The following is a 22,654-nucleotide window of genomic DNA, read 5'->3' on the forward strand; positions in this document are numbered from 1 at the left end:
ATCCAACATTCGGTTTACCCCGCTACAGAGTTGGCAAAAGGAAGATGACTGAACTTGATGTCTCTACCTTACGGTGCGCGTGGGTAATTTAGAAATTGATTAAACGTCTTTGGTCGATAAGCATTGACTATATATGCGAACAGAAAAAACCCGGCTTTGCGCCGGGTCTTCTTTGCTGGAATGCATAAGCGAGCGATCAGAAATCGAGGTTGGATACGGCCAGCGCATTGGTCTCGATAAAGTCGCGACGGGGCTCTACCGCATCGCCCATAAGCGTATTGAATATCTGGTCGGCGGCGATGGCATCCTCGATGGTTACCTTCAGCATGCGACGCACGGCAGGATCCATGGTGGTTTCCCAGAGCTGCTCGGGGTTCATCTCGCCCAGTCCCTTGTAGCGCTGCACGCTATGGCGACGGGTGCCTTCGGTCATCAGCCAGTCGAGGGCATCCTTGAACGAGGCGACGGCCTTCTTACGCTCGCCACGCTGCACGTAGGCACCTTCCTCGAGCAGGCTGCTGAGCTTCTCGCCCAGCGCGGTGACGGTGCGATAGTCGTTGCTGGCGAAGAAATCGCGATTGAAGGTGACATAGCTGACCAGGCCATGCGAGGTGATCGCCACTTCCGGCAGCCACAGGTGGCGTTCCTTGTCCTCGCGCAGACTGACGCTGTAGCTCAGTCCCGAGCGCTCGACACCCTTGAGCTTGTCGGCATATAGCTCCAGCCAGGCCTGCATGGCCGACTCATCGGCGAGCTGCTCGACACTGATCCGCGGCAGATAGATGAAGTGTTCGGTCAGCTCCTGCGGATACAGGCGCGACAGGCGCTGCAGTGTCTTCATCACCGAACGGTACTCGTTGACCAGGCGCTCGAGGGCCTCGCCGGAAAGCCCCGGTGCGCTCTCGTTGACGTGCAGGCTGGCATCTTCCAGGGCGGACTGAGTCAGGTATTCCTCCATCGCCTCATCGTCCTTGATGTACTGCTCCTGCTTGCCGCGCTTGACCTTGTACAGCGGCGGCTGGGCGATGTACACGTAGCCGCGCTCGATCAGTTCCGGCAGTTGACGGAAGAAGAAGGTCAGCAGCAGCGTGCGGATGTGCGAGCCGTCAACGTCAGCATCGGTCATGATGATGATGTTGTGGTAGCGCAGCTTGTCGATGTTGTATTCCTCGCGGCCAATACCGCAGCCCAGCGCGGTGATCAGCGTGCCGACTTCCTGCGAGGAAAGCATCTTGTCGAAGCGCGCTTTCTCGACGTTGAGGATCTTGCCCTTGAGCGGCAGGATCGCCTGGGTCTTGCGGTTGCGGCCCTGCTTGGCCGAGCCACCCGCGGAATCACCCTCCACGATGTAGAGTTCGGAGAGGGCAGGGTCCTTCTCCTGGCAGTCGGCCAGCTTGCCCGGCAGGCCGGCGATATCCAGCGCGCCCTTGCGACGGGTCATTTCACGGGCCTTACGGGCTGCCTCGCGCGCACGGGCGGCATCGATCATCTTGCCGACCACCGCCTTGGCTTCGTTGGGGTGCTCGAGCAGGAAGTCGCCGAAGTACTTGCCCATCTCCTGTTCCACCGCGGTTTTCACCTCGGAAGAAACCAGCTTGTCCTTGGTCTGCGAGCTGAATTTCGGGTCCGGCACCTTCACCGAAATGATCGCCGTGAGTCCTTCGCGTGCGTCGTCGCCCGTGGTTGAAATCTTGTGCTTCTTCGCCAGCCCTTCCTGCTCAATGTAGTTGTTCAGGTTACGGGTGAGCGCCGAACGGAAACCGGCGAGGTGGGTACCACCATCACGCTGCGGGATGTTGTTGGTGAAGCAAAGGATGTTCTCGTTGAAACTGTCGTTCCACTGCAGCGCCACTTCGACACCGACGCCATCGTCGCGCTGCACGTTGAAGTGGAAGACCTGGTTGACCGGGGTCTTGTTAGTGTTCAGATAGGCGACGAATGCGCTCAGACCGCCTTCATACTTGAACAGCTCTTCCTTGGCGCTGCGTTCGTCACGCAGAACGATGCCGACGCCGGAGTTGAGGAACGACAGTTCGCGCAGGCGCTTGGCCAGGATGTCCCAGCTGAAATGGATGTTCTGGAAGGTCTCGGGTGAGGGACGGAAATGAATCTCCGTGCCGGAACCCTCGGTAACACCGACCGCGGTCAACGGCGCCTGCGGAACGCCGTGGCGATAGAGCTGTTCCCAGACCTTGCCTTCGCGGCGAATCGTCAGCAGCAGCTCCTCGGACAGCGCGTTGACCACCGATACGCCCACGCCATGCAGGCCGCCGGACACCTTGTAGGAGTTGTCGTCGAACTTACCGCCGGCGTGCAGCACGGTCATGATCACTTCCGCCGCGGAAACACCTTCTTCCTTGTGGATATCCACCGGAATACCGCGGCCGTTGTCGCGTACGGTGATCGACTCATCGGTATGGATGGTGATGGAAATGTCGCTGCAGTGGCCGGCGAGCGCTTCGTCGATGGAGTTGTCGACGACCTCGAAGACCATGTGGTGCAGGCCGGTACCATCATCGGTATCGCCGATGTACATGCCAGGGCGCTTACGTACGGCGTCGAGCCCCTTCAGCACCTTGATGCTGGACGAATCGTACGCGTGATTTTCGCTCATACTTTCACTCCGAAAGGGCCGTGGTCTGGGTAATGCGCCCATGTTCCACGTGAAACATTGAGACTGGCGTTTCTGCTTTCCAGCCTGCTTGCAAAACAGTCGAGTCGACGCAGGTGATAAAAACCTGGCAGTCGAGTTGTTCCAACAATTCACACAACGCCTGGCGGTGCTGGTCGTCCAGCTCCGACGGCAAGTCGTCGACCAGATAGATGCACTGGCCGCGCTTCGCCTCACTGACGAGATGTCCTTGCGCGATTTTAAGTGCGCAAACCACCAGCTTCTGCTGACCGCGTGACAGCACGTCAGCTGCGTTGTGACCACCGATACGCAACCGCAGATCGGCGCGTTGCGGCCCAGCCTGGGTATGGCCTAACGCTCGATCACGATCGATGGAGGCATCGAGTACGTCCTCAAGCGAACGCTCCTTGTCCCAACCGCGGTAGTAGCTCAGCTGCAGCTCTTCCAGCTGCAACAGCGCCGCTAGGGTACGCTCGAAAACCGGCTTGAAAACCTGGATGTAACGGCGTCGATAGCCGTCGATCTCGTCGCTCGCCTGCGCCAATTCGCGCGTCCAGGCGGCCTGCGAAACGGCGTCAAGTGTACCACGCCGCAGCCACGAGTTCCGTTGCCTCAGGGCCTGTTGCACGCGCTGCCATGCACCGAGGAAGCGGTGTTCCACGTGGAACACCCCCCAATCGAGGAACTGCCGCCGCAACTTCGGCGCACCTTCGAGCAGACGGAAACTATCTGGATTGATCAGCTGCAACGGCAACGTATCGGCAAGCTCTGACATGCTGCGCGCGTTCTGGCCATTGATGCGGATGCGCAAGTCGCCACCACGCTCGCGTGCCACACCCAATGCGCAGAGCTGCCCACTGGCAAGCTGGGTTTCACCGAAAACCGTGCAGCTGGGGTGCTCGTACGCGATGACAGGATTGAGTCGGGTGCTGCGAAACGACCTGGCCAGCCCGAGCAGGTGAATGGCTTCGAGCAGACTGGTCTTGCCGCTGCCGTTATCGCCGTGGAGGATGTTGATGCGAGGGGAGGGAGCGAGCGTCACCGGTTGCAGATTACGCACCCCGGTGACGCTCAGGCGGGTCAGGGACATCGAAACGGAGGTTACAGACGCATCGGCATCACGACGTAAGCGGAATCGTCGTTGTCGAATTCCTGCAGCAGCGCGCTGCTATTGGCGTCGGACAGAATCAGGCGGATCCGCTCGGTCGTCATTACGCCCAGCACGTCGAGCAGATAGCTGACGTTGAAGCCGATCTCCAGCGAGCCACCGTTATAGTCGACCGCGACCTCTTCCTCGGCTTCCTCCTGCTCCGGGTTGTTAGCCTGGATCTTCAGCAGGCCGCTCTCCAGCTGCAGGCGGATGCCGCGATACTTCTCGTTGGACAGAATGGCCGTACGGCTGAATGCCTCGCGCAGCTGTTGGCGGTCACCGACGACCAGCTTGTCTCCACCGCGCGGCAGTACACGCTCGTAATCCGGAAACTTGCCGTCCACCAGCTTCGAAGTAAAAGTGAATTCGCCGGTAGTGGCCCGCACGTGATGCTGGCCGAGCATGATGCTGACCTCGGCATCCTGCTCGGTGAGCAGACGCGCCAGCTCGAGAATACCCTTGCGCGGAACGATGACCTGATGGCGGTCAGCCTGCTCGATACCGGCCAGCATGGAGCACATGGCCAGCCGATGACCATCGGTGGCGACGGTACGCAGCATGCCGTTGGAAACCTCGAGCAGCATACCGTTGAGGTAATAACGGACATCCTGCTGCGCCATGGCAAAACTGCTGCGCTCGATGAGGCGCCTCAGCTTGCCCTGCTCGACACTGAATCCAAGCGACCCGGGGCCTTCTTCCACGGTGGGAAAGTCGTTGGCCGGCAGCGTGGAAAGCGTGAAGCGACTACGTCCCGACTTGATCAGCACCTTCTGCTCGTCGAGGCGGATGTCGATCAGCGCATCGCTGGGCAAGCTCTTGCAGATGTCCATCAGCTTGCGCGCCGGGACGGTGATCTCACCGGGTTCAGCCGCGTCTTCGAGAGTCACGCGACCGACCAGTTCAACTTCCAGGTCGGTACCGGTCAGCGACAGCTGCTGTCCCTGCACGACCAGCAGGACGTTGGAAAGCACTGGCAAGGTCTGCCGCCGTTCGACAACACCAGCAACCAGTTGCAGGGGTTTCAACAGGGCTTCGCGCTGAATGGTGAAATGCATGGTCTGGTCCCTTGCCTTATTGGATGGATCGCATTCAGGTTGTCAGAGTTCGCAGCAAATTCTTGTAATCTTCACGAATATCGGCGTCTATTTCGCGTAATTCGGCGATCTTACGGCAAGCATGGAGTACCGTGGTGTGATCGCGCCCACCGAACGCATCGCCGATCTCCGGCAAGCTGTGATTGGTGAGCTCCTTGGACAGCGCCATCGCCACCTGGCGCGGACGCGCGACGGAGCGCGAGCGTCGTTTCGACAACAGATCGGCAACCTTGATCTTGTAGTACTCGGCGACGGTGCGCTGGATATTGTCAACGCTGACCAGTTTGTCCTGCAACGCCAGCAGATCCTTGAGCGACTCGCGGATCAGCTCGATGGTGATCTCTCGCCCCATGAAATGCGCATGAGCGATAACCCGCTTGAGCGCGCCCTCAAGCTCGCGCACGTTGGAGCGGATGCGCTGGGCAATGAAGAAGGCAGCATCATGCGGCAGATCGACCTTGGCCTGATCAGCCTTCTTCATCAGGATCGCCACCCGGGTTTCCAGCTCCGGCGGTTCGACCGCAACGGTCAGGCCCCAGCCGAAGCGCGACTTCAGGCGCTCTTCCAGGCCATCGATCTCCTTCGGGTAACGGTCGCTGGTGAGGATGACCTGCTGGCCCCCTTCGAGCAACGCATTGAAGGTGTGGAAGAACTCCTCCTGCGAGCGCTCCTTCTTGGCGAAGAACTGAATATCGTCGATCAGCAGCGCATCGACCGAACGGTAGAAACGCTTGAATTCATTGATCGCGTTGAGCTGCAGGGCCTTGACCATATCCGCGACGAAGCGCTCCGAATGCAGGTACACCACCTTGGCATTGGGATTTTTCTTCAGCAGGTGATTGCCCACCGCATGCATCAGGTGGGTCTTGCCGAGGCCGACGCCGCCGTAGAGAAAGAGCGGGTTGTAGCCATGCTTGGGATTGTCCGCCACCTGCCAGGCCGCCGCGCGGGCGAGCTGGTTGGACTTGCCTTCGACGAAATTTTCAAAGGTAAAGGTGCGATTCAGATAACTGGTGTGCTTGAGCCCGCCTTCGACCTGCACGTTACGCGTTGGGCGGGCCACTTCAGGCTCCGGCTCTGCGACAGTTGTCGCCGCCTGCTCCATCGGAGTGACAGAGGTAGCATCGGCGATGGTAACGACAGGCACAGCCATCTGCTGCCGTGCAGCCGCCGCGGAAGGCAGCGCAGCAGGTGCGGTGCGCTTGCTGCCAATGAGCAGCGACAGCGCCGGTGTCATGCCATCGGCACGCTCGGTCAATAGTTCAAGCAGGCGCGAAAGGTACTTTTCGTTGACCCAATCGAGGACGAAACGGTTGGGAGCATAGACGCGCAGCTCGTCGCCTTCGCTCTCCACCTGCAGTGGGCGAATCCATGTGTTGAATTGCTGAGTAGGCAGCTCATCGCGCAACAGGTCTACGCATTGCTGCCAAAGTTCCACCGACACGGAAACTCCTATCAACCTTCGTCGAGTTCAGAAGGCCGCCATTGTAGCCGTCGCCATCCGGGTTATCCACAACTCCCTCCGCGACAACTCCGCCACATAGCGGACACGGCTATCCGCAGCGATGAAATGACCCCTGTTGATAACCCCGCCTAAGATCGGTTGAAAAGGCTGTGATCAAGCTGAGATGGCACGTGATTGTGGATATCGTTCGCGGTTATCCTCAGCTAGCTAACGTCATAACCACTGGAAACGCACGCGTGCTCCACCGGGTTTCAGCCTGACACGCGTCTACTGCGGCAACGCTTCCGCGGTGTTATCCACAGATAGTGCGAGCAACATATACAAGCTCTATATCTGGAAAAGCTTTTCTAATTCTTTTCTTTCTATTTCTTCTCGGACGTGGCTGGCTGGAAATTGACCTGACCGGGTTGCTTCTCTACAATCGCCGGTCTCTTGAAAGGGGGCCATTCCGGCCCGCAATGGATCACCAGGTAAACGCACCATGAAACGCACTTTCCAACCCAGCACCATCAAGCGCGCTCGTACCCACGGTTTCCGTGCCCGCATGGCCACCAAGAACGGCCGTCAAGTCCTGTCGCGTCGTCGCGCCAAAGGCCGCAAGCGTCTGACCGTCTGACATCGGCACAGGGGGTGAGTCGAGAGTTCGGCCGGGAAAAGCGTCTGCTGACACCGCGCCAGTTCAAGTGTGTGTTCGACTCCCCGACCGGCAAGGTGCCTGGCAGGAACGTCCTGCTACTGGCACGCGAGAACGGTCTGCAACATCCGCGTCTCGGTCTAGTGATCGGCAAGAAGAGCGTCAAGCTCTCGGTCGAGCGCAATCGCATCAAGCGGCAGATACGCGAGACGTTTCGTCAGCACCAGCTTGAGCTGACTGGATGGGATGTGGTGATCGTTGCACGCAAGGGGTTGGCCGATCTGGACAATCCCGAGCTGGCCCGGCAGTTCACCAAACTGTGGAAACGCTTGTCCCGCCAGCAGCCCGCGCTAACGGGCGATCCTGGAGCAGCCAACCCTACCCATGCGTAACTTGGCCATCGCTTCCATCAAGCTGTACCGGTACGCCATCAGTCCGATGATGGCCAGCCATTGCCGTTTCTATCCCAGCTGCTCGTGCTATGCGCTAGAAGCCATCGAAACACATGGCTTGCTGCAGGGCGGCTGGCTGAGTCTACGTCGACTCGGCCGATGCCACCCGTGGCATCCAGGCGGCTACGATCCCGTGCCTTCTCCCAAAACTTCCAATTCATCATCGATGGCCGAGTAACCATGGATATCAAACGCTCGATCCTGCTCGTGGCATTGGCAGTCGTTGCCTACCTGATGGTTCTGCAGTGGAACCAGGATTATGGCCAGGCCGCACTTCCGGCCGAGACCGCCCAAACCCAGCCGTCCGTGGCCGCATTGCCGGAGACAACCCCAGCGAACGCCGCGGCCAACGAAGACGTTCCCAGCCTGGCTGGCCAGCCGGAGGCCAACGCCATTGCGGCCAGCGAGCCGAGCAAGCAGCTGATCCGCGTGCGCACCGACGTACTGGACGTGGCGATCGATCCGCATGGCGGCGACATCGTCGAACTGCGTCTGCCGCAGTACCCACGTCGGCAAGATCGTCCGGACATACCGTTCCAGCTGTTCGAACGCAGCGGCGAGCGGACTTACGAGGCCCAGAGCGGCCTGATTGGCGACGGTCCCGACAAGGCCAGCGCCCGTCCGCAGTACAGCAGCGAGAAAACCGACTATCAGCTTGGCGAGGGCCAGGATCAGCTGGTGGTCGATCTGAAATACAGTGCCGACGGCGTCGACTACACCAAGCGCTTCGTCTTCGAACGCGGCCAGTACGATCTGGCTGTGCGTTACCTGATCGACAACCAGAGCGGCAAACCCTGGACCGGTCATCTGTTCGGCCAGCTCAAGCGCGACGCCAGCGCCGATCCGTCCTCGAGCACCGCAACCGGCACCGCCACCTATCTGGGCGCCGCGCTGTGGACCAAGGACGAGCCCTACACCAAGGTGTCGATGGGCAACATGGATGACAAGAGCCTGCGCGAGACGGTTCAGGGCGGCTGGATCGCCTGGCTGCAGCACTACTTCGTCACCGCCTGGATTCCCCAGCCCGGCGACACCAACCTGGTGCAAACCCGCAAGGATAGCCAAGGCAACTACATCATCGGCTTTACCGGTCCGGCAGTCAGCGTTGCCGCAGGTGCGCAAGGCGAGACCGGCGCGACGCTGTACGCGGGGCCAAAGAGCCAGGAGCAGCTGGAAGAGCTGTCGCCCGGCCTGCGCCTGACCGTCGACTACGGCATTCTCTGGTTTATCGCCCAGCCGATCTTCTGGCTGCTGGAGAACATCCACGCGCTGCTGGGCAACTGGGGCTGGTCGATCATCGTCCTGACCATCATCATCAAGCTGGCGTTTTTCCCGCTGTCGGCCGCCAGCTACAAATCGATGGCGCGCATGCGTGCGGTGTCGCCAAAGATGCAGGCGCTCAAGGACCAGTACGGTGATGATCGCCAGAAGCTCTCGCAGGCGATGATGGAGCTGTACAAGAAGGAGAAGATCAATCCGCTCGGCGGCTGCCTGCCGATCATCGTGCAGATGCCGGTCTTCCTCGCCCTGTACTGGGTGCTGCTGGAAAGCGTGGAAATGCGCCAGGCGCCTTGGATGTTCTGGATCACCGACCTGTCGATCAAGGATCCGTTCTTCATCCTGCCGATCATCATGGGCGTCACCATGTTCATCCAGCAGCAGCTCAACCCGACGCCGCCGGACCCTATGCAGGCCAAGGTGATGAAGTTGTTGCCAATCATCTTCACCTTCTTCTTCCTCTGGTTCCCGGCTGGTCTGGTGCTGTACTGGGTGGTCAACAACGTCCTGTCGATCGCTCAGCAGTGGTACATTACCCGGCAGATCGAGCAGGCCAAGAGCGCCTGACCGCCTCCAGTCATCGACACCGAGAACGCCCCTTGAATGGGGCGTTCTGCTATTTGCCCGGCCAATATCGGAGAGCTGCCATGAGCATCGTTCGCGACACCATCGCCGCCGTCGCCACCGCGCCTGGTCGCGGTGGGGTAGGTATCGTCCGGGTTTCCGGGCCACGCGCACGCGCGCTGGCGATCACCCTCAGCGGTCGCGAACCCACGCCGCGCCACGCCCACTACGGGCCGTTCCATGCCAACGACGGCGAGGTGATCGACGAAGGCCTGCTGCTGTTCTTCCCCGGCCCCCACTCGTTTACCGGCGAGGACGTGCTGGAGCTGCAGGGGCACGGCGGCCCGGTGGTGCTCGATCAGCTGCTGCGGCGCTGCGTGGAGCTCGGTGCGCGGCTGGCGCGTCCCGGCGAGTTCAGCGAGCGGGCCTTTCTCAACGACAAGATCGATCTGGCCCAGGCCGAAGCGATCGCCGACCTTATCGAAGCAAGCTCGGCGCAGGCGGCACGCAATGCGGTGCGCTCCCTGCAGGGCGAATTTTCCCGGCGGGTACACCAGCTCACCGAACGACTGATACAGCTGCGTATCTACGTCGAAGCGGCGATCGACTTTCCCGAGGAGGAGATCGACTTCCTTGCCGACGGACACGTGCTCCAGCTGCTGGACGGCGTCCGCAACGAGTTATCCACAGTGTTGCGCGAAGCCGGGCAGGGGGCATTGCTCCGTGATGGTATGACCGTAGTCATCGCCGGGCGGCCGAACGCTGGTAAGTCCAGCCTGCTCAATGCACTGGCCGGTCGTGAAGCGGCGATTGTCACCGATATCGCCGGTACCACCCGTGATGTGCTGCGCGAGCACATCCTCATCGACGGTATGCCGCTGCACGTTCTCGACACTGCCGGTCTGCGCACTACCGACGATCAGGTCGAGCGCATCGGGGTGGAACGCGCGCTCGACGCCATCGGCAGCGCGGACCGCGTGCTGCTGGTGGTCGACGCCAGCTCGCCCGAGGCAAGCGATCCACTGGCATTGTGGCCCGAGTTCCTTGCCAGCCAGCCACAGCCGGACAAGGTCACGCTGATTCGTAACAAGGCCGATCTTACTGGCGAGGCTATCGTGCTGAACCAGGCCGCCGACGGTCACGTCACCCTCAGTCTTTGCGCCAAGGCAGGCGAGGGCATCGATTTGCTGCGCGAACATCTCAAGCATTGCATGGGGTACGAGCAGACCGCGGAAAGCAGTTTCAGCGCACGCCGTCGGCACCTCGATGCGTTGCGCCTGGCCGAGCAGTATCTGCAACACGGCCATGCCCAGCTGACTCAGGCCGGCGCTGGCGAACTGCTGGCCGAGGACCTGCGCCTGGCACAACAGTCACTTGGCGAAATCACCGGGGCGTTCAGCTCGGACGATCTGCTCGGACGCATTTTCTCGAGCTTTTGCATCGGCAAGTGACAGCGTTCCGCGAACGCCATTCCGCTTTGAACTCCACAAAGGCACGCCCAACGGCGTGCCTTTGTGTTTACCGCAACCCTGTGCACAACCTGCCCTGAGGTCGGTCGATAAGCGGGCCTGGAGAGTGCGGATAACCGCGCCTGTGCATAACCCTGCTTTATATACACAGGTTAGTGACGGGCACTGCACCGGCACGCCCCAGCTAGCGCACAGGGTTATTTTTACCTGTGATCTAGACAGAACGGAGGCTACAGAAGGTTATCCACAGAAAAGGCTGACTCCATACATAAACATATAAACAAGCTCTTTATAAATTTCTTCTTTCTTATGTGTTTTCACCGCCTGGCCCCTGGCTGATCATTTTTTGTCCAGAGCCCTTCTTATGCGTGGGCTAACTGCCTATACTTCGCGGCTTCCCGAAATTTCCCATCTGAACAGGCACGAGGTGCGTGGTGGACTTCCCTTCCCGTTTTGACGTGATCGTGATCGGCGGCGGTCATGCCGGCACCGAAGCTGCTCTGGCAGCGGCACGCATGGGCGTGAAGACCCTGCTGCTCAGCCACAACGTGGAAACCCTCGGCCAGATGAGCTGCAACCCCGCCATTGGCGGTATCGGCAAAAGCCATCTGGTCAAGGAAATCGATGCGTTGGGCGGAGCGATGGCGGTTGCCACCGACCTCGGCGGTATCCAGTTTCGTGTGCTCAACAGCCGCAAGGGACCGGCGGTCCGCGCCACCCGCGCGCAGGCCGACCGCGTGCTGTACAAGGCGGCGATTCGCGAAATACTCGAGAACCAGCCGAACCTGTGGATATTCCAGCAGGCCGCCGACGACCTGATCGTCGAACAGGACGTGGTCAAGGGCGTGGTCACCCAGATGGGATTGCGTTTCTTCGCCACCTCGGTGGTGCTGACCACCGGTACCTTCCTCGGTGGGTTGATCCACATCGGGCTGCAGAATTACTCCGGCGGCCGAGCCGGCGATCCGCCGTCGATTGCGCTTGCGCAACGCCTGCGTGAGCTGCCGCTGCGCGTCGGTCGGTTGAAGACCGGCACACCGCCGCGCATCGACGGTCGTTCGGTCGACTTCAGCCAGATGACCGAGCAGCCGGGCGATACGCCGCTGCCGGTGATGTCGTTCCTCGGCAAGCGCGAGCAGCATCCGCGCCAGGTCAGCTGCTGGATCACCCACACCAATGCGCACACCCACGAGATCATCGCCGCCAACCTCGACCGCTCGCCGATGTATTCGGGGGTGATCGAAGGCGTCGGGCCACGCTATTGCCCGTCCATCGAGGACAAGATCCACCGCTTCGCCGACAAGGACAGCCACCAGGTTTTCCTCGAACCCGAGGGCCTGACCACCCACGAGCTGTATCCCAACGGCATTTCCACCTCGCTGCCGTTCGACGTGCAACTGCAGATCGTGCAAAGCATCCTCGGCATGGAGCATGCGCACATCGTGCGTCCGGGCTACGCCATCGAATACGACTACTTCGATCCGCGCGACCTCAAGTACAGCCTGGAGACCAAGGTCATCGGCGGGCTGTTCTTCGCCGGGCAGATCAACGGCACCACCGGCTACGAGGAGGCGGGGGCTCAGGGGCTGCTCGCCGGCGCCAATGCGGCACTGCGTGCCCAGGGACGCGACAGCTGGTGTCCGCGCCGCGACGAGGCCTACCTCGGCGTGCTGGTCGATGACCTGATCACCCTCGGCACGCAGGAGCCGTATCGCATGTTCACCTCGCGCGCCGAATACCGGCTGATCCTGCGCGAGGACAACGCCGATCTGCGTCTGACCGAGAAGGGCCGCGAGCTTGGCCTGGTGGACGACGCCCGCTGGGCGGCGTTCTGCGCCAAGCGCGAAGGCATCGAGCGCGAAGAACAGCGCCTGAAGAACAGCTGGGTGCATCCGGGCAGCGCCGAGAACGCGGCGATCAGCGCGCGCTTCGACAGCCCGCTGACCCGCGAATACAACCTGCTCAATCTGCTGGCGCGCCCGGAAATCGATTACCAGAGCCTGGTCGAGCTGACCGGCAACGGCGTTGCGGATCCGCAGGTCGCCGAACAGGTGGAGATTCGCACCAAGTACGCCGGCTACATCGAACGCCAGCAGGAAGAGATCGAGCGGCTGCGTGCCAGCGAGAATCTGCGGTTGCCGGCGGACATCGACTACGCGAGCATTTCCGGGCTGTCCAAGGAGATCCAGCACAAGCTGGCCCAGGCGCGTCCGGAAACCCTCGGCCAGGCCTCGCGCATCCCCGGCGTCACGCCGGCGGCGGTGTCGCTGCTGATGATCCACCTGAAGAAGCGCGGCGCCGGCCAGCAGCTGGAGCACAGCGCCTGATGGTCAGTGATGCGCATGCCGCCGAACTGCTGTGCGGCGCCCGTGAGCTCGGCATCGAGCTGAGCGAGCGGCAACAGCAGCAACTGCTCGCCTACCTGGCGCTGCTGATCAAGTGGAACAAGGCCTACAACCTGACTGCCGTGCGTGACCCGGACGAGATGGTTTCGCGCCACCTGCTCGACAGCTTGAGCGTGGTGCCGTTCGTCGCCGAAGGCGGCACACGCTGGCTGGACGTGGGCAGTGGCGGCGGCATGCCGGGCGTCCCGCTGGCGATCATGTTTCCCGAACGCGCGTTCACCCTGCTGGACTCCAACGGCAAGAAGACCCGCTTCCTCACGCAGGTGAAGCTGGAACTCAGCCTGGCCAACCTCGAGGTTATCCACAGCCGTGTCGAGCAGTACCGCCCGGACGCACCGTTTGACGGTATCAGTTCGCGCGCCTTCAGCGCGCTGCAGGATTTCGCGGCCTGGACCCGCCACCTCGGCGGAGCCGAGACGCGCTGGCTGGCGATGAAGGGCGTGCAGCCCGACGACGAGCTGCAGGCACTGCCCGCGGACTTCCGGCTGGAGGCCTGTCACGTGCTCAAGGTTCCCGGTTGCCAAGGCCAGCGCCATCTGCTGATACTGCGCCGCACTTCGTGACCCACGATTCATGACCGGGGACAGAGACTGATCATGGCCAGAGTATTCGCCATCGCCAACCAGAAGGGCGGTGTCGCCAAGACCACCACCTGCATCAACCTGGCGGCATCGCTGGTGGCGACGCGGCGTCGGGTGCTGCTGATCGATCTGGATCCGCAGGGCAACGCCACCACCGGCAGCGGTGTGGACAAGCTCAATCTTGAGTACTCGATCTACGACGTACTGATCGGCGAATGCAGCCTGGTCGATGCCATGCAGTTCTCCGAACATGGCGGCTACCAGCTGCTGCCAGCCAATCGCGACCTTACCGCGGCCGAAGTGGCCTTGCTCAACCTGCCGGCCAAGGAAAATCGCCTGCGCGAGGCGCTGGCACCGGTGCGCGAAAATTACGACTACATCCTCATCGACTGTCCGCCGTCGCTGTCGATGCTGACCATCAACGCGTTGACCGCCGCCGACGGCGTGATCATCCCCATGCAGTGTGAGTATTACGCGCTGGAGGGCTTGAGCGATCTGGTCAACTCGATCCAGCGCATCGCCCAGCTGCTCAATCCCAATCTCACCATCGAAGGCCTGTTGCGCACCATGTACGATCCGCGCAGCAGCCTGACCAGCGATGTGTCCGCGCAGCTCAAGGCGCACTTCGGCGACAAGCTCTACGACACCGTCATCCCGCGCAACGTGCGCCTGGCCGAGGCGCCGAGCCATGGCATGCCGGCGCTGGCGTACGACAAGCAATCCAAAGGCGCGATGGCCTACCTGGCGCTGGCTGGCGAGTTGTCGCGGCGTCAGCGCAAGGCCGCACGCAGCGCTATCGCATAAGGAATCTTCATGGCTACCAAGAAACGAGGGCTCGGACGCGGGCTGGATGCCCTGCTCGGCGGCGCCACGGTCGCGGCGATGCAGGAAGATGCCGTACGCGTCGACGACCGCGAGTTGCAGCACCTGCCGCTGGATCTCGTGCAACGCGGCAAGTACCAGCCACGCCGGGACATGGATCCGACGGCCCTCGATGAACTGGCGCAGTCGATCCGCAGTCAGGGCGTGATGCAGCCGATCGTGGTGCGTCCGATCAGCGGCGGTCGCTACGAGATCATCGCCGGCGAACGCCGCTGGCGTGCCAGTCAGCAGGCCGGCAAGGACAGCATTCCGGCACTGGTACGCGATATTCCCGATGAAGCGGCCATCGCGATGGCGCTGATCGAGAACATCCAGCGCGAGGACCTCAACCCGATCGAGGAAGCGGTAGCGCTGCAGCGCCTGCAGCAGGAATTCCAGCTGACCCAGCAGCAGCTCGCCGATGCGGTGGGCAAGTCGCGGGTCTCGATCAGCAATCTGCTGCGCCTGATCGCGCTGCCGGAGGAGATCAAGACGCTGCTGTCGCATGGGGATCTGGAGATGGGCCACGCCCGTGCCCTGCTCGGCCTGCCGGCCGAACAGCAGATCGATGGCGCGCGGCATGTTGTCGCACGCGGATTGACGGTACGGCAGACCGAGGCGCTGGTTCGCCAGTGGTTGAGTGGCAAGCCGGCGGCGAAAAGCGCCGTCAAGGCAGACCCGGACATCAGCCGTCTGGAACAGCGCCTGGCCGAGCGGCTGGGCTCTCCGGTACAGATCAAGCATGGTCAGAAGGGCAAGGGGCAGCTGGTGATCCGCTACAATTCGCTGGATGAGCTGCAGGGCGTACTGGCGCACATCCGCTGATACAAAGAATTTGTAGTGCCGGTCGGAAATTACTACCCGATGGTTGAACGAGGTGGGTCCTCCTCCTATACTCGCCGCGCTTTTTTGGACTGCGCAAACGCGCCCAGCGCGGCCTCGCCGCCAGCGATGGTTTTTTGGTGAACATACGCAACAAGACGCCTTTGCACCGTTTGCCGGCCGTTCGCGTGTTGCAGATACAGGTATTGGCAGCCCTGGCGGCCGCGGTCCTTTGTGGAATGGTTTTCGGCATCGTCGCCGGTTATTCGGCGTTGCTCGGTGGGCTGATCGCCTGGTTGGCGAATCTGTACTTCGCCTACAAGGCATTCCGTTATTTTGGCGCACGCTCGACCAGGGCGATCATCCAGTCCTTCTGGTCCGGCGAGATGGGTAAACAGATTCTGGCAGCAGCGCTTTTTGCGCTGGTGTTTGTGGGGGTGAGACCGCTCGAACCGGTTGCCCTGTTCACCGGCTACCTGCTGGTGCTGGGCGTCGGCGCGAGTGCACTCCTGCTGATGAAAAACAATCCGAAGCATTGAGCATTTGAGGCGTTTATGGCGAGCACACCGGCTGAATATATCCAGCATCACCTGCAAAACCTGACTTACGGCAAGCTGCCGGCCGGTTACGAGCGTGCTGATGGCAGCGTCCTCGATCAGGCGACCTGGACCATTGCCCAGACCGGCCTCGAAGCGCGCGACATGGGCTTCATGGCCGTACACCTGGATACCCTGGGTTGGTCGTTGCTGATGGGCGCGCTGTTCATCCTGCTGTTCCGCAGTGCTGCCAAGGCCGCCACCGTGGGCGTACCGGGCAAGCTGCAGAATTTCGTCGAGATGTGCGTGGAATTCGTCGAAGGCGTGGTCAAGGACACCTTCCACGGCCGCAATACGCTGATCGCTCCGCTGGCGCTGACCATCTTCGTCTGGGTGTTCCTGATGAACAGCCTGAAGTGGATTCCGGTCGACTATATTCCGGGCATCGCCGGTCTGCTCGGTCTGCCGGCGTTCAAGATCGTGCCGACCGCCGATCCCAACGGCACCTTCGGCCTGTCGCTCGGCGTGTTCATCCTGATTCTGTTCTACAGCGTCAAGGTCAAGGGCTTCGGTGGTTTCAGCAAGGAGCTGGCGTTCACTCCGTTCAACCACTGGTCGCTGGTGCCGTTCAACCTGTTCCTCGAAATCCTCGGTCTGCTGACCAAGCCGCTCAGCCTCGCACTGCGTCTGTTCGGCAACATGTATGCCGGTGAGGTGGTGTTCATCCTCATCGCACTGCTGCCGTTCTACGTGCAGTGGACCCTGAATGTGCCTTGGGCGATCTTCCACATCCTGGTGATCCCGCTTCAGGCCTTCATCTTCATGGTACTGACGGTGGTGTACCTGAGCTCTGCCCATGAAGAACATCACTGAAAACGCAACGCTTTAACCGAAAAACCTTAAACCCCCCTAGCTTCAGGAGCTTTACATGGAACTCGTCTACATCGCCGCCTCCATCATGATCGGTCTGGGTGCCCTGGGCACTGGCATCGGCTTCGCCCTGCTGGGCGGCAAGCTGCTGGAATCCACCGCGCGTCAGCCTGAGCTGGCCCCGCAGCTGCAGACCAAGACCTTCCTGATGGCTGGTCTGCTCGACGCCGTGCCGATGATCGGCGTTGGTATCGCGATGTACCTCATCTTCGTTGTCGCCGGTTAATCATTTTTCCGGTTTGAGATGGGGTTCGCCGGGCGAACCCCGTCGCCGTGGAATGACTCCCGCGTTGAACGAGATAGCACGAGGTATATCGCTGTGAACATTAACTTGACGCTGTTCGGTCAAACGCTCGCCTTCGCTATCTTCGTCTGGTTCTGCATGAAGTTCGTCTGGCCGCCGATCACGGCTGCCATGAGCGCACGCCAGAAGAAGATCGCTGAAGGGCTGGATGCGGCAGGCCGTGCGCAGCAAGACCTGAAGCTGGCTCAGGACAAGGTGTCCAACACCCTGCGTGAGACCAAGGAGCAGGCTGCCCAGATTCTCGAGCAGGCGAACAAGCACGCCAACTCGATCATCGAGGAAGCCAAGCAGCAGGCACGTGTCGAAGGCGAGCGTCTGGTCGCCGGTGCACGCGCCGAGATCGAACAGGAAGTGAACCGTGCCAGGGACCAACTGCGCAGTCAGGTAGCGGCTCTGGCCGTCGCCGGTGCGGAGAAGATCCTGGAGTCCCAGGTGGACGCCAAGGTGCACAACGAGCTGGTCGAAAAACTGGCCTCCCAACTCTAAGCGAGGCAAGCGATGATCAATACCCAGACGCTTGCTCGGCCTTACGCGAAAGCCGCTTTCGAGTTCGCCAGCGCGGCCGGACAGACCGGTTCCTGGTCGAAGATGCTGAACCTGGCCGCCATCGCTGTTGAAGTCCCTGAAGTCGCGGCGTTGCTGAACGACCCCCGCCTGACCAGCGCGAGCAAGGTTCAGGAATTGGTGCGTCTGCTCGGCAACGATGCCGACGAAGCGTTCCGCAACTACGTCCAGACCCTTGGCGAGAATGATCGCCTGACGGTCCTGCCGACCGTGTGGGAGCTGTACGAGGACATCAAGGCGCAAGCCGAGAAAACGCTCGAGGCAGAGGTTGAAACCGCCTTCGAGCTCAGCAATGCGCAACTCCAAACTTTGGCTGCCGCCCTGTCGAAGCGGCTAGATCGTACCGTCAACCTCCAGCAGGTCGTGAACCCTGCGCTGATCGGCGGCGTGTTGATTCGCGCCGGTGACGTGGTTGTCGACGGTTCGGTCCGCGGCAAACTGAGCCAGTTGGCCGAATCGTTGAAATCCTGATTTGAGGGTCATGGCATGCAGCAACTGAATCCTTCCGAGATTAGTGAAATCATCAAGCAGCGCATCGAGAAATCCGATGTCGCCGCTCAAGCCCGTAACGAGGGCACCGTCGTCAGCGTTTCCGACGGTATCGTACGCATCTATGGTCTGGCCGACGTCATGTACGGCGAGATGATTGAGTTCCCTGGCGGCATCTTCGGCATGGCACTGAACCTGGAGCAGGACTCCGTCGGTGCCGTGGTTCTGGGTAACTACCTGGGCCTGACCGAAGGCATGAGCGCCAAGTGCACCGGCCGCATCCTCGAAGTTCCGGTAGGTCCGGAACTGCTGGGTCGCGTGGTCGATGCCCTGGGTAACCCGATCGACGGCAAGGGCCCGATCAATGCCCAGCTGACCGATGCGGTCGAGAAAGTGGCACCGGGCGTGATCTGGCGTAAGTCGGTCGACCAGCCGGTACAGACCGGCTACAAGTCGGTCGACGCCATGATCCCGGTCGGCCGTGGCCAGCGCGAGCTGATCATCGGTGACCGCCAGATCGGCAAGACCGCGATGGCCATCGACGCCATCATCAACCAGCGTAACAGCGGCATCCGCTGCGTCTACGTCGCCATCGGTCAGAAGCAGTCGACCATCGCCAACGTGGTGCGCAAGCTGGAAGAGCACGGCGCGCTGCACAACACCATCATCGTTGCCGCTTCGGCGTCCGAGTCCGCTGCCCTGCAGTACCTGGCTCCGTACTCCGGCTGCACCATGGGTGAATACTTCCGCGACCGCGGCGAAGACGCGCTGATCGTCTATGACGACCTGTCCAAGCAGGCCGTGGCTTATCGCCAGATCTCCCTGCTGCTGCGCCGTCCGCCGGGACGCGAAGCCTACCCGGGCGACGTGTTCTATCTCCACAGCCGTCTGCTGGAGCGTGCTTCGCGCGTTTCCGAGGAGTATGTCGAGAAGTTCACCAACGGTGCGGTGACTGGCAAGACCGGTTCCCTGACCGCTCTGCCGATCATCGAAACCCAGGCGGGCGACGTTTCCGCGTTCGTTCCGACCAACGTGATTTCGATCACCGACGGTCAGATCTTCCTAGAATCGGCCATGTTCAACGCAGGCATCCGTCCGGCCGTCAACGCCGGTATCTCGGTATCCCGCGTCGGTGGTGCCGCGCAGACCAAGATCGTCAAGAAGCTGTCCGGTGGTATCCGTACCGCACTGGCTCAGTACCGTGAACTGGCCGCATTCGCACAGTTCGCTTCCGACCTCGACGAAGCGACCCGCAAGCAGCTGGAGCATGGTCAGCGCGTCACCGAGCTGATGAAGCAGAAGCAGTACGCGCCGATGTCCATCGCCGACATGTCCCTGTCCCTGTATGCCGCCGAGCGTGGCTACCTGGCGGACGTGGAAGTGGCCAAGGTTGGCGCCTTCGAGCAGGCCTTGATCGCCTTCTTCAACCGCGAGTTCGCCGATCTGATGGCGAAGATCAACGTGAAGGGCGACTTCAACGACGAAATCGACGCCGGCCTGAAGGCGGGTATCGAGAAGTTCAAGGCCACGCAGAGCTGGTAAGCCGCAGCGGGAGCCGCAAGGCTCCCGCCTGCTAACCCGATAGGTGTCAAATGGCAGGCGCAAAAGAGATTCGCAGCAAGATTGCGAGCATCAAAAGCACGCAGAAGATCACCAGCGCCATGGAAAAGGTGGCGGTCAGCAAAATGCGCAAGGCTCAGCAGCGCATGGCGGCCAGCCGTCCCTACGCGGAGCGGATCCGGCAGGTGATTGGCCATCTGGCCAATGCCAACCCGGAATACCGTCATCCGTTCATGGTGCAGCGTCCGGTCAAGCGTGTCGGCTATATCGTCGTGTCGACCGATCGTGGTCTGTGCGGTGGCCTGAACATCAACCTGTTCAAGGCCCTGATCAAGAGCATGAAGGAGTGGCACGACCAGCGGGTCGAGGTCGACCTGTGCGTGATCGGCAACAAGGGCGCAAGCTTCTTCCGCAGCTTCGGCGGTAACGTCGTTGCGGCGATCGGCAACCTCGGCGAAGCACCGTCGATCAACGATCTGATCGGTAGCGTCAAGGTCATGCTGGACGGCTTCAACGAAGGCCGTATCGATCGCTTGTACCTGGCATCCAACAAGTTCATCAACACCATGACCCAGAAGCCGACGGTCGATCAGCTGCTGCCCCTGGCGGCAGACGCGAGCGCCGAGCCGGTCAAGAAAGGTCAGTGGGACTACCTCTACGAGCCGGATGCCCAGCAGCTGCTGGATGCCCTGCTGGTGCGCTTCATCGAGTCCCAGGTCTACCAGGCGGTAGTTGAGAACGGCGCAGCCGAACAGGCCGCGCGGATGATTGCCATGAAGAACGCAACCGACAACGCCGGGGAGCTGATCGGCGACCTGCAACTGGTCTACAACAAGGCCCGTCAGGCTGCGATCACTCAGGAAATTTCGGAAATCGTCGGCGGCGCTGCCGCGGTTTAAGAACGGTTCAAATATTCAGAGGAACCAAACATGAGTAGCGGACGTATCGTTCAAATCATCGGCGCCGTCATCGACGTGGAATTCCCGCGCGATCAGGTGCCGAACGTCTATGACGCGCTGAAAGTACAAGGCGCCGAGACCACCCTGGAAGTCCAGCAGCAGCTGGGCGACGGCGTTGTTCGTACCATCGCGATGGGTTCGACCGAAGGCCTCAAGCGCGGTCTGGACGTCAACAACACCGGCAACGCCATCCAGGTTCCGGTCGGTACCGGCACCCTGGGCCGCATCATGAACGTCCTCGGCGAGCCGATCGACGAAGCCGGTCCGGTTGCCTGCGACGAGCAGTGGGGCATCCACCGCGCGGCGCCGAGCTACGCTGATCAGGCGGGCGGCAACGACCTGCTGGAAACCGGCATCAAGGTCATCGACCTGGTTTGCCCGTTTGCCAAGGGCGGCAAGGTTGGTCTGTTCGGTGGTGCCGGTGTCGGCAAGACCGTGAACATGATGGAGCTGATCAACAACATCGCCAAGGCGCACAGCGGTCTGTCCTGTTCGCCGGTGTGGGTGAGCGTACTCGTGAGGGTAACGACTTCTACCACGAGATGAAGGACTCCAACGTTCTCGACAAAGTGGCGATGGTGTACGGCCAGATGAACGAGCCGCCGGGAAACCGTCTGCGCGTTGCCCTGACCGGCCTGACCATGGCCGAGAAGTTCCGTGAGGAAGGTCGCGACGTTCTGCTGTTCATCGACAACATCTACCGCTACACCCTGGCCGGTACCGAAGTGTCGGCACTGCTGGGTCGTATGCCGTCCGCGGTGGGTTATCAGCCGACTCTGGCCGAGGAAATGGGCGTTCTGCAGGAGCGCATCACCTCCACCAAGACCGGTTCGATCACCTCGATCCAGGCCGTATACGTTCCCGCGGACGACCTGACCGACCCGAGCCCGGCGACCACCTTCGCCCACCTCGATGCTACCGTCGTTCTGTCGCGTGACATCGCTTCCCTGGGTATCTACCCGGCCGTGGACCCGCTGGACTCCACCAGCCGTTCGCTGGATCCGCTGGTAGTTGGCCAGGAGCACTACGAAGTGACTCGCGGCGTGCAGTACGTGCTGCAGCGCTACAAGGAACTGAAGGACATCATCGCCATCCTGGGTATGGACGAACTGTCCGAGCAGGACAAGCAACTCGTTGCTCGTGCGCGTAAGATCCAGCGCTTCCTGTCGCAGCCGTTCCACGTGGCCGAGGTCTTCACCGGCGCTCCGGGCAAGTACGTGTCCCTCAAGGAAACCATCCGTGGCTTCCAGGGCATTCTCAATGGTGACTACGACCACCTGCCGGAGCAGGCGTTCTACATGGTCGGCACCATCGACGAAGCCATCGAGAAGGCCAAGAAACTGTAACTGGCGCGCCCGTTCGCGGGCGCCGATCCAGCCTGACCGGCCTCGGCCGGCCAGGCCGATTACCGAGGCATATGTATGGCTATGACAGTCCACTGCGACATCGTCAGCGCGGAAGAAGAGCTGTTCTCGGGGCTGGTGGAAATGGTCGTCGCTCACGGTAACCTGGGTGACATCGGGATCCTGCCGGGCCACGCGCCTCTGCTGACCGATCTCAAGCCGGGTCCGGTGCGGGTGATCAAGCAGGGTGGCGACGAAGAGATCTTCTACATCTCCGGCGGCTTCATCGAAGTGCAGCCGAACATGGTGAAGGTGCTTGCCGATACCGCCACGCGCGCCAGGGACCTCGACGAGGCCGCTGCGCAGGCTGCGGTCAAGGCCGCGGAAAAGGCGCTGAACGAGAAGGGCGCGGAATTCGATTACGGTTCCGCCGCCGCTCGTCTCGCCGAGGCCGCTGCCCAGCTGCGGACCATCGAGGCACTGCGCAAGAAGTACGGTCGGCACTGATCGATCCGCGACTTCATCGCGTACGAGTAAAAGGGTAGCCTTGGCTACCCTTTTT

The 22,654-nt window shown here is 61.4% G+C and carries 21 protein-coding genes and 1 pseudogene; 18 read left to right on the forward strand and 4 right to left on the reverse strand.

Going from position 1 to position 22,654, the window contains the following annotated elements:
* Window positions 1-196: 196 nt before the first annotated feature.
* The 4 genes from gyrB to dnaA are packed head-to-tail and all read right to left on the reverse strand — an operon-like array spanning window position 197 to window position 6,320.
* Window positions 197-2,614: a DNA topoisomerase (ATP-hydrolyzing) subunit B gene (gene gyrB, locus NAV27_RS00005; protein WP_008569094.1), complete on the reverse strand. Its 2,418-nt coding sequence runs from the start codon at window positions 2,612-2,614 to the stop codon at window positions 197-199.
* A 4-nt stretch (window positions 2,615-2,618) separates the two neighbouring features.
* Entirely contained in the window at window positions 2,619-3,722 is a 1,104-nt protein-coding gene (gene recF / locus NAV27_RS00010) for a DNA replication/repair protein RecF (protein WP_102828169.1), read from the reverse strand.
* 11 nt (window positions 3,723-3,733) lie between these two features.
* Window positions 3,734-4,837: a DNA polymerase III subunit beta gene (gene dnaN / locus NAV27_RS00015; protein WP_102828168.1), complete on the reverse strand. Its 1,104-nt coding sequence runs from the start codon at window positions 4,835-4,837 to the stop codon at window positions 3,734-3,736.
* Window positions 4,838-4,871: 34 nt separating this feature from the next.
* Complete coding sequence (dnaA, locus tag NAV27_RS00020) at window positions 4,872-6,320, reverse strand: chromosomal replication initiator protein DnaA (protein WP_008569097.1); 1,449 nt, start codon at window positions 6,318-6,320, stop codon at window positions 4,872-4,874.
* 502 nt (window positions 6,321-6,822) lie between these two features.
* Between dnaA and rpmH the strand changes: the two genes are divergently transcribed.
* From rpmH to NAV27_RS00110, 18 genes and pseudogenes are all read left to right on the forward strand, one after another.
* The gene (gene rpmH, locus NAV27_RS00025) at window positions 6,823-6,957 is read left to right on the forward strand and encodes a 50S ribosomal protein L34 (RefSeq protein WP_003290924.1); all 135 of its coding nucleotides are present in this window, start codon (window positions 6,823-6,825) and stop codon (window positions 6,955-6,957) included.
* Window positions 6,958-6,971: 14 nt separating this feature from the next.
* Entirely contained in the window at window positions 6,972-7,367 is a 396-nt protein-coding gene (rnpA, locus tag NAV27_RS00030; protein ID WP_008569098.1) for a ribonuclease P protein component, read from the forward strand.
* The gene (gene yidD / locus NAV27_RS00035; RefSeq protein ID WP_008569099.1) at window positions 7,360-7,605 is read left to right on the forward strand and encodes a membrane protein insertion efficiency factor YidD; all 246 of its coding nucleotides are present in this window, start codon (window positions 7,360-7,362) and stop codon (window positions 7,603-7,605) included. The genes rnpA and yidD overlap by 8 nt, the downstream gene beginning before the upstream one ends.
* Window positions 7,606-7,607: 2 nt before the next feature.
* A complete protein-coding gene (yidC, locus tag NAV27_RS00040; protein ID WP_102828167.1) occupies window positions 7,608-9,272 on the forward strand; it encodes a membrane protein insertase YidC in 1,665 nt (554 codons plus the stop codon).
* An 80-nt stretch (window positions 9,273-9,352) separates the two neighbouring features.
* Window positions 9,353-10,720 (forward strand): tRNA uridine-5-carboxymethylaminomethyl(34) synthesis GTPase MnmE, encoded by a 1,368-nt coding sequence (mnmE, locus tag NAV27_RS00045; protein WP_102828166.1) that lies wholly within the window; start codon window positions 9,353-9,355, stop codon window positions 10,718-10,720.
* Between the two features lie 452 nt (window positions 10,721-11,172).
* Window positions 11,173-13,065 (forward strand): tRNA uridine-5-carboxymethylaminomethyl(34) synthesis enzyme MnmG, encoded by a 1,893-nt coding sequence (mnmG, locus tag NAV27_RS00050; RefSeq protein WP_102828165.1) that lies wholly within the window; start codon window positions 11,173-11,175, stop codon window positions 13,063-13,065.
* A complete protein-coding gene (gene rsmG / locus NAV27_RS00055; protein ID WP_102828164.1) occupies window positions 13,065-13,706 on the forward strand; it encodes a 16S rRNA (guanine(527)-N(7))-methyltransferase RsmG in 642 nt (213 codons plus the stop codon). The genes mnmG and rsmG overlap by 1 nt, the downstream gene beginning before the upstream one ends.
* Window positions 13,707-13,739: 33 nt before the next feature.
* A complete protein-coding gene (locus tag NAV27_RS00060; RefSeq protein WP_054094238.1) occupies window positions 13,740-14,528 on the forward strand; it encodes a ParA family protein in 789 nt (262 codons plus the stop codon).
* Window positions 14,529-14,537: 9 nt separating this feature from the next.
* Window positions 14,538-15,410 (forward strand): ParB/RepB/Spo0J family partition protein, encoded by an 873-nt coding sequence (locus NAV27_RS00065; protein WP_102828163.1) that lies wholly within the window; start codon window positions 14,538-14,540, stop codon window positions 15,408-15,410.
* Between the two features lie 137 nt (window positions 15,411-15,547).
* A complete protein-coding gene (locus NAV27_RS00070; protein WP_077682426.1) occupies window positions 15,548-15,946 on the forward strand; it encodes a F0F1 ATP synthase subunit I in 399 nt (132 codons plus the stop codon).
* Window positions 15,947-15,961: 15 nt separating this feature from the next.
* Window positions 15,962-16,816 (forward strand): F0F1 ATP synthase subunit A, encoded by an 855-nt coding sequence (gene atpB, locus NAV27_RS00075; RefSeq protein ID WP_008569109.1) that lies wholly within the window; start codon window positions 15,962-15,964, stop codon window positions 16,814-16,816.
* A gap of 55 nt (window positions 16,817-16,871) precedes the next feature.
* Window positions 16,872-17,099 carry a F0F1 ATP synthase subunit C gene (atpE, locus tag NAV27_RS00080; protein WP_003290909.1) on the forward strand — a complete coding sequence of 76 codons (228 nt, stop codon included), beginning with the start codon at window positions 16,872-16,874 and terminating at the stop codon, window positions 17,097-17,099.
* Window positions 17,100-17,192: 93 nt separating this feature from the next.
* A complete protein-coding gene (locus NAV27_RS00085; RefSeq protein ID WP_008569110.1) occupies window positions 17,193-17,663 on the forward strand; it encodes a F0F1 ATP synthase subunit B in 471 nt (156 codons plus the stop codon).
* A gap of 12 nt (window positions 17,664-17,675) precedes the next feature.
* Complete coding sequence (locus tag NAV27_RS00090) at window positions 17,676-18,212, forward strand: F0F1 ATP synthase subunit delta (protein WP_054094240.1); 537 nt, start codon at window positions 17,676-17,678, stop codon at window positions 18,210-18,212.
* Between the two features lie 15 nt (window positions 18,213-18,227).
* The gene (gene atpA, locus NAV27_RS00095; RefSeq protein ID WP_054094241.1) at window positions 18,228-19,772 is read left to right on the forward strand and encodes a F0F1 ATP synthase subunit alpha; all 1,545 of its coding nucleotides are present in this window, start codon (window positions 18,228-18,230) and stop codon (window positions 19,770-19,772) included.
* Window positions 19,773-19,822: 50 nt separating this feature from the next.
* Window positions 19,823-20,689: a F0F1 ATP synthase subunit gamma gene (atpG, locus tag NAV27_RS00100; protein WP_102828162.1), complete on the forward strand. Its 867-nt coding sequence runs from the start codon at window positions 19,823-19,825 to the stop codon at window positions 20,687-20,689.
* A 30-nt stretch (window positions 20,690-20,719) separates the two neighbouring features.
* Window positions 20,720-22,095, forward strand: a pseudogene (gene atpD / locus NAV27_RS00105) (F0F1 ATP synthase subunit beta).
* Between the two features lie 75 nt (window positions 22,096-22,170).
* Window positions 22,171-22,599 carry a F0F1 ATP synthase subunit epsilon gene (locus NAV27_RS00110; protein WP_102828161.1) on the forward strand — a complete coding sequence of 143 codons (429 nt, stop codon included), beginning with the start codon at window positions 22,171-22,173 and terminating at the stop codon, window positions 22,597-22,599.
* Window positions 22,600-22,654: the final 55 nt, after the last annotated feature.

This window comes from Stutzerimonas degradans, assembly GCF_024448505.1.
Taxonomy (GTDB): Bacteria; Pseudomonadota; Gammaproteobacteria; order Pseudomonadales; family Pseudomonadaceae; genus Stutzerimonas; species Stutzerimonas degradans.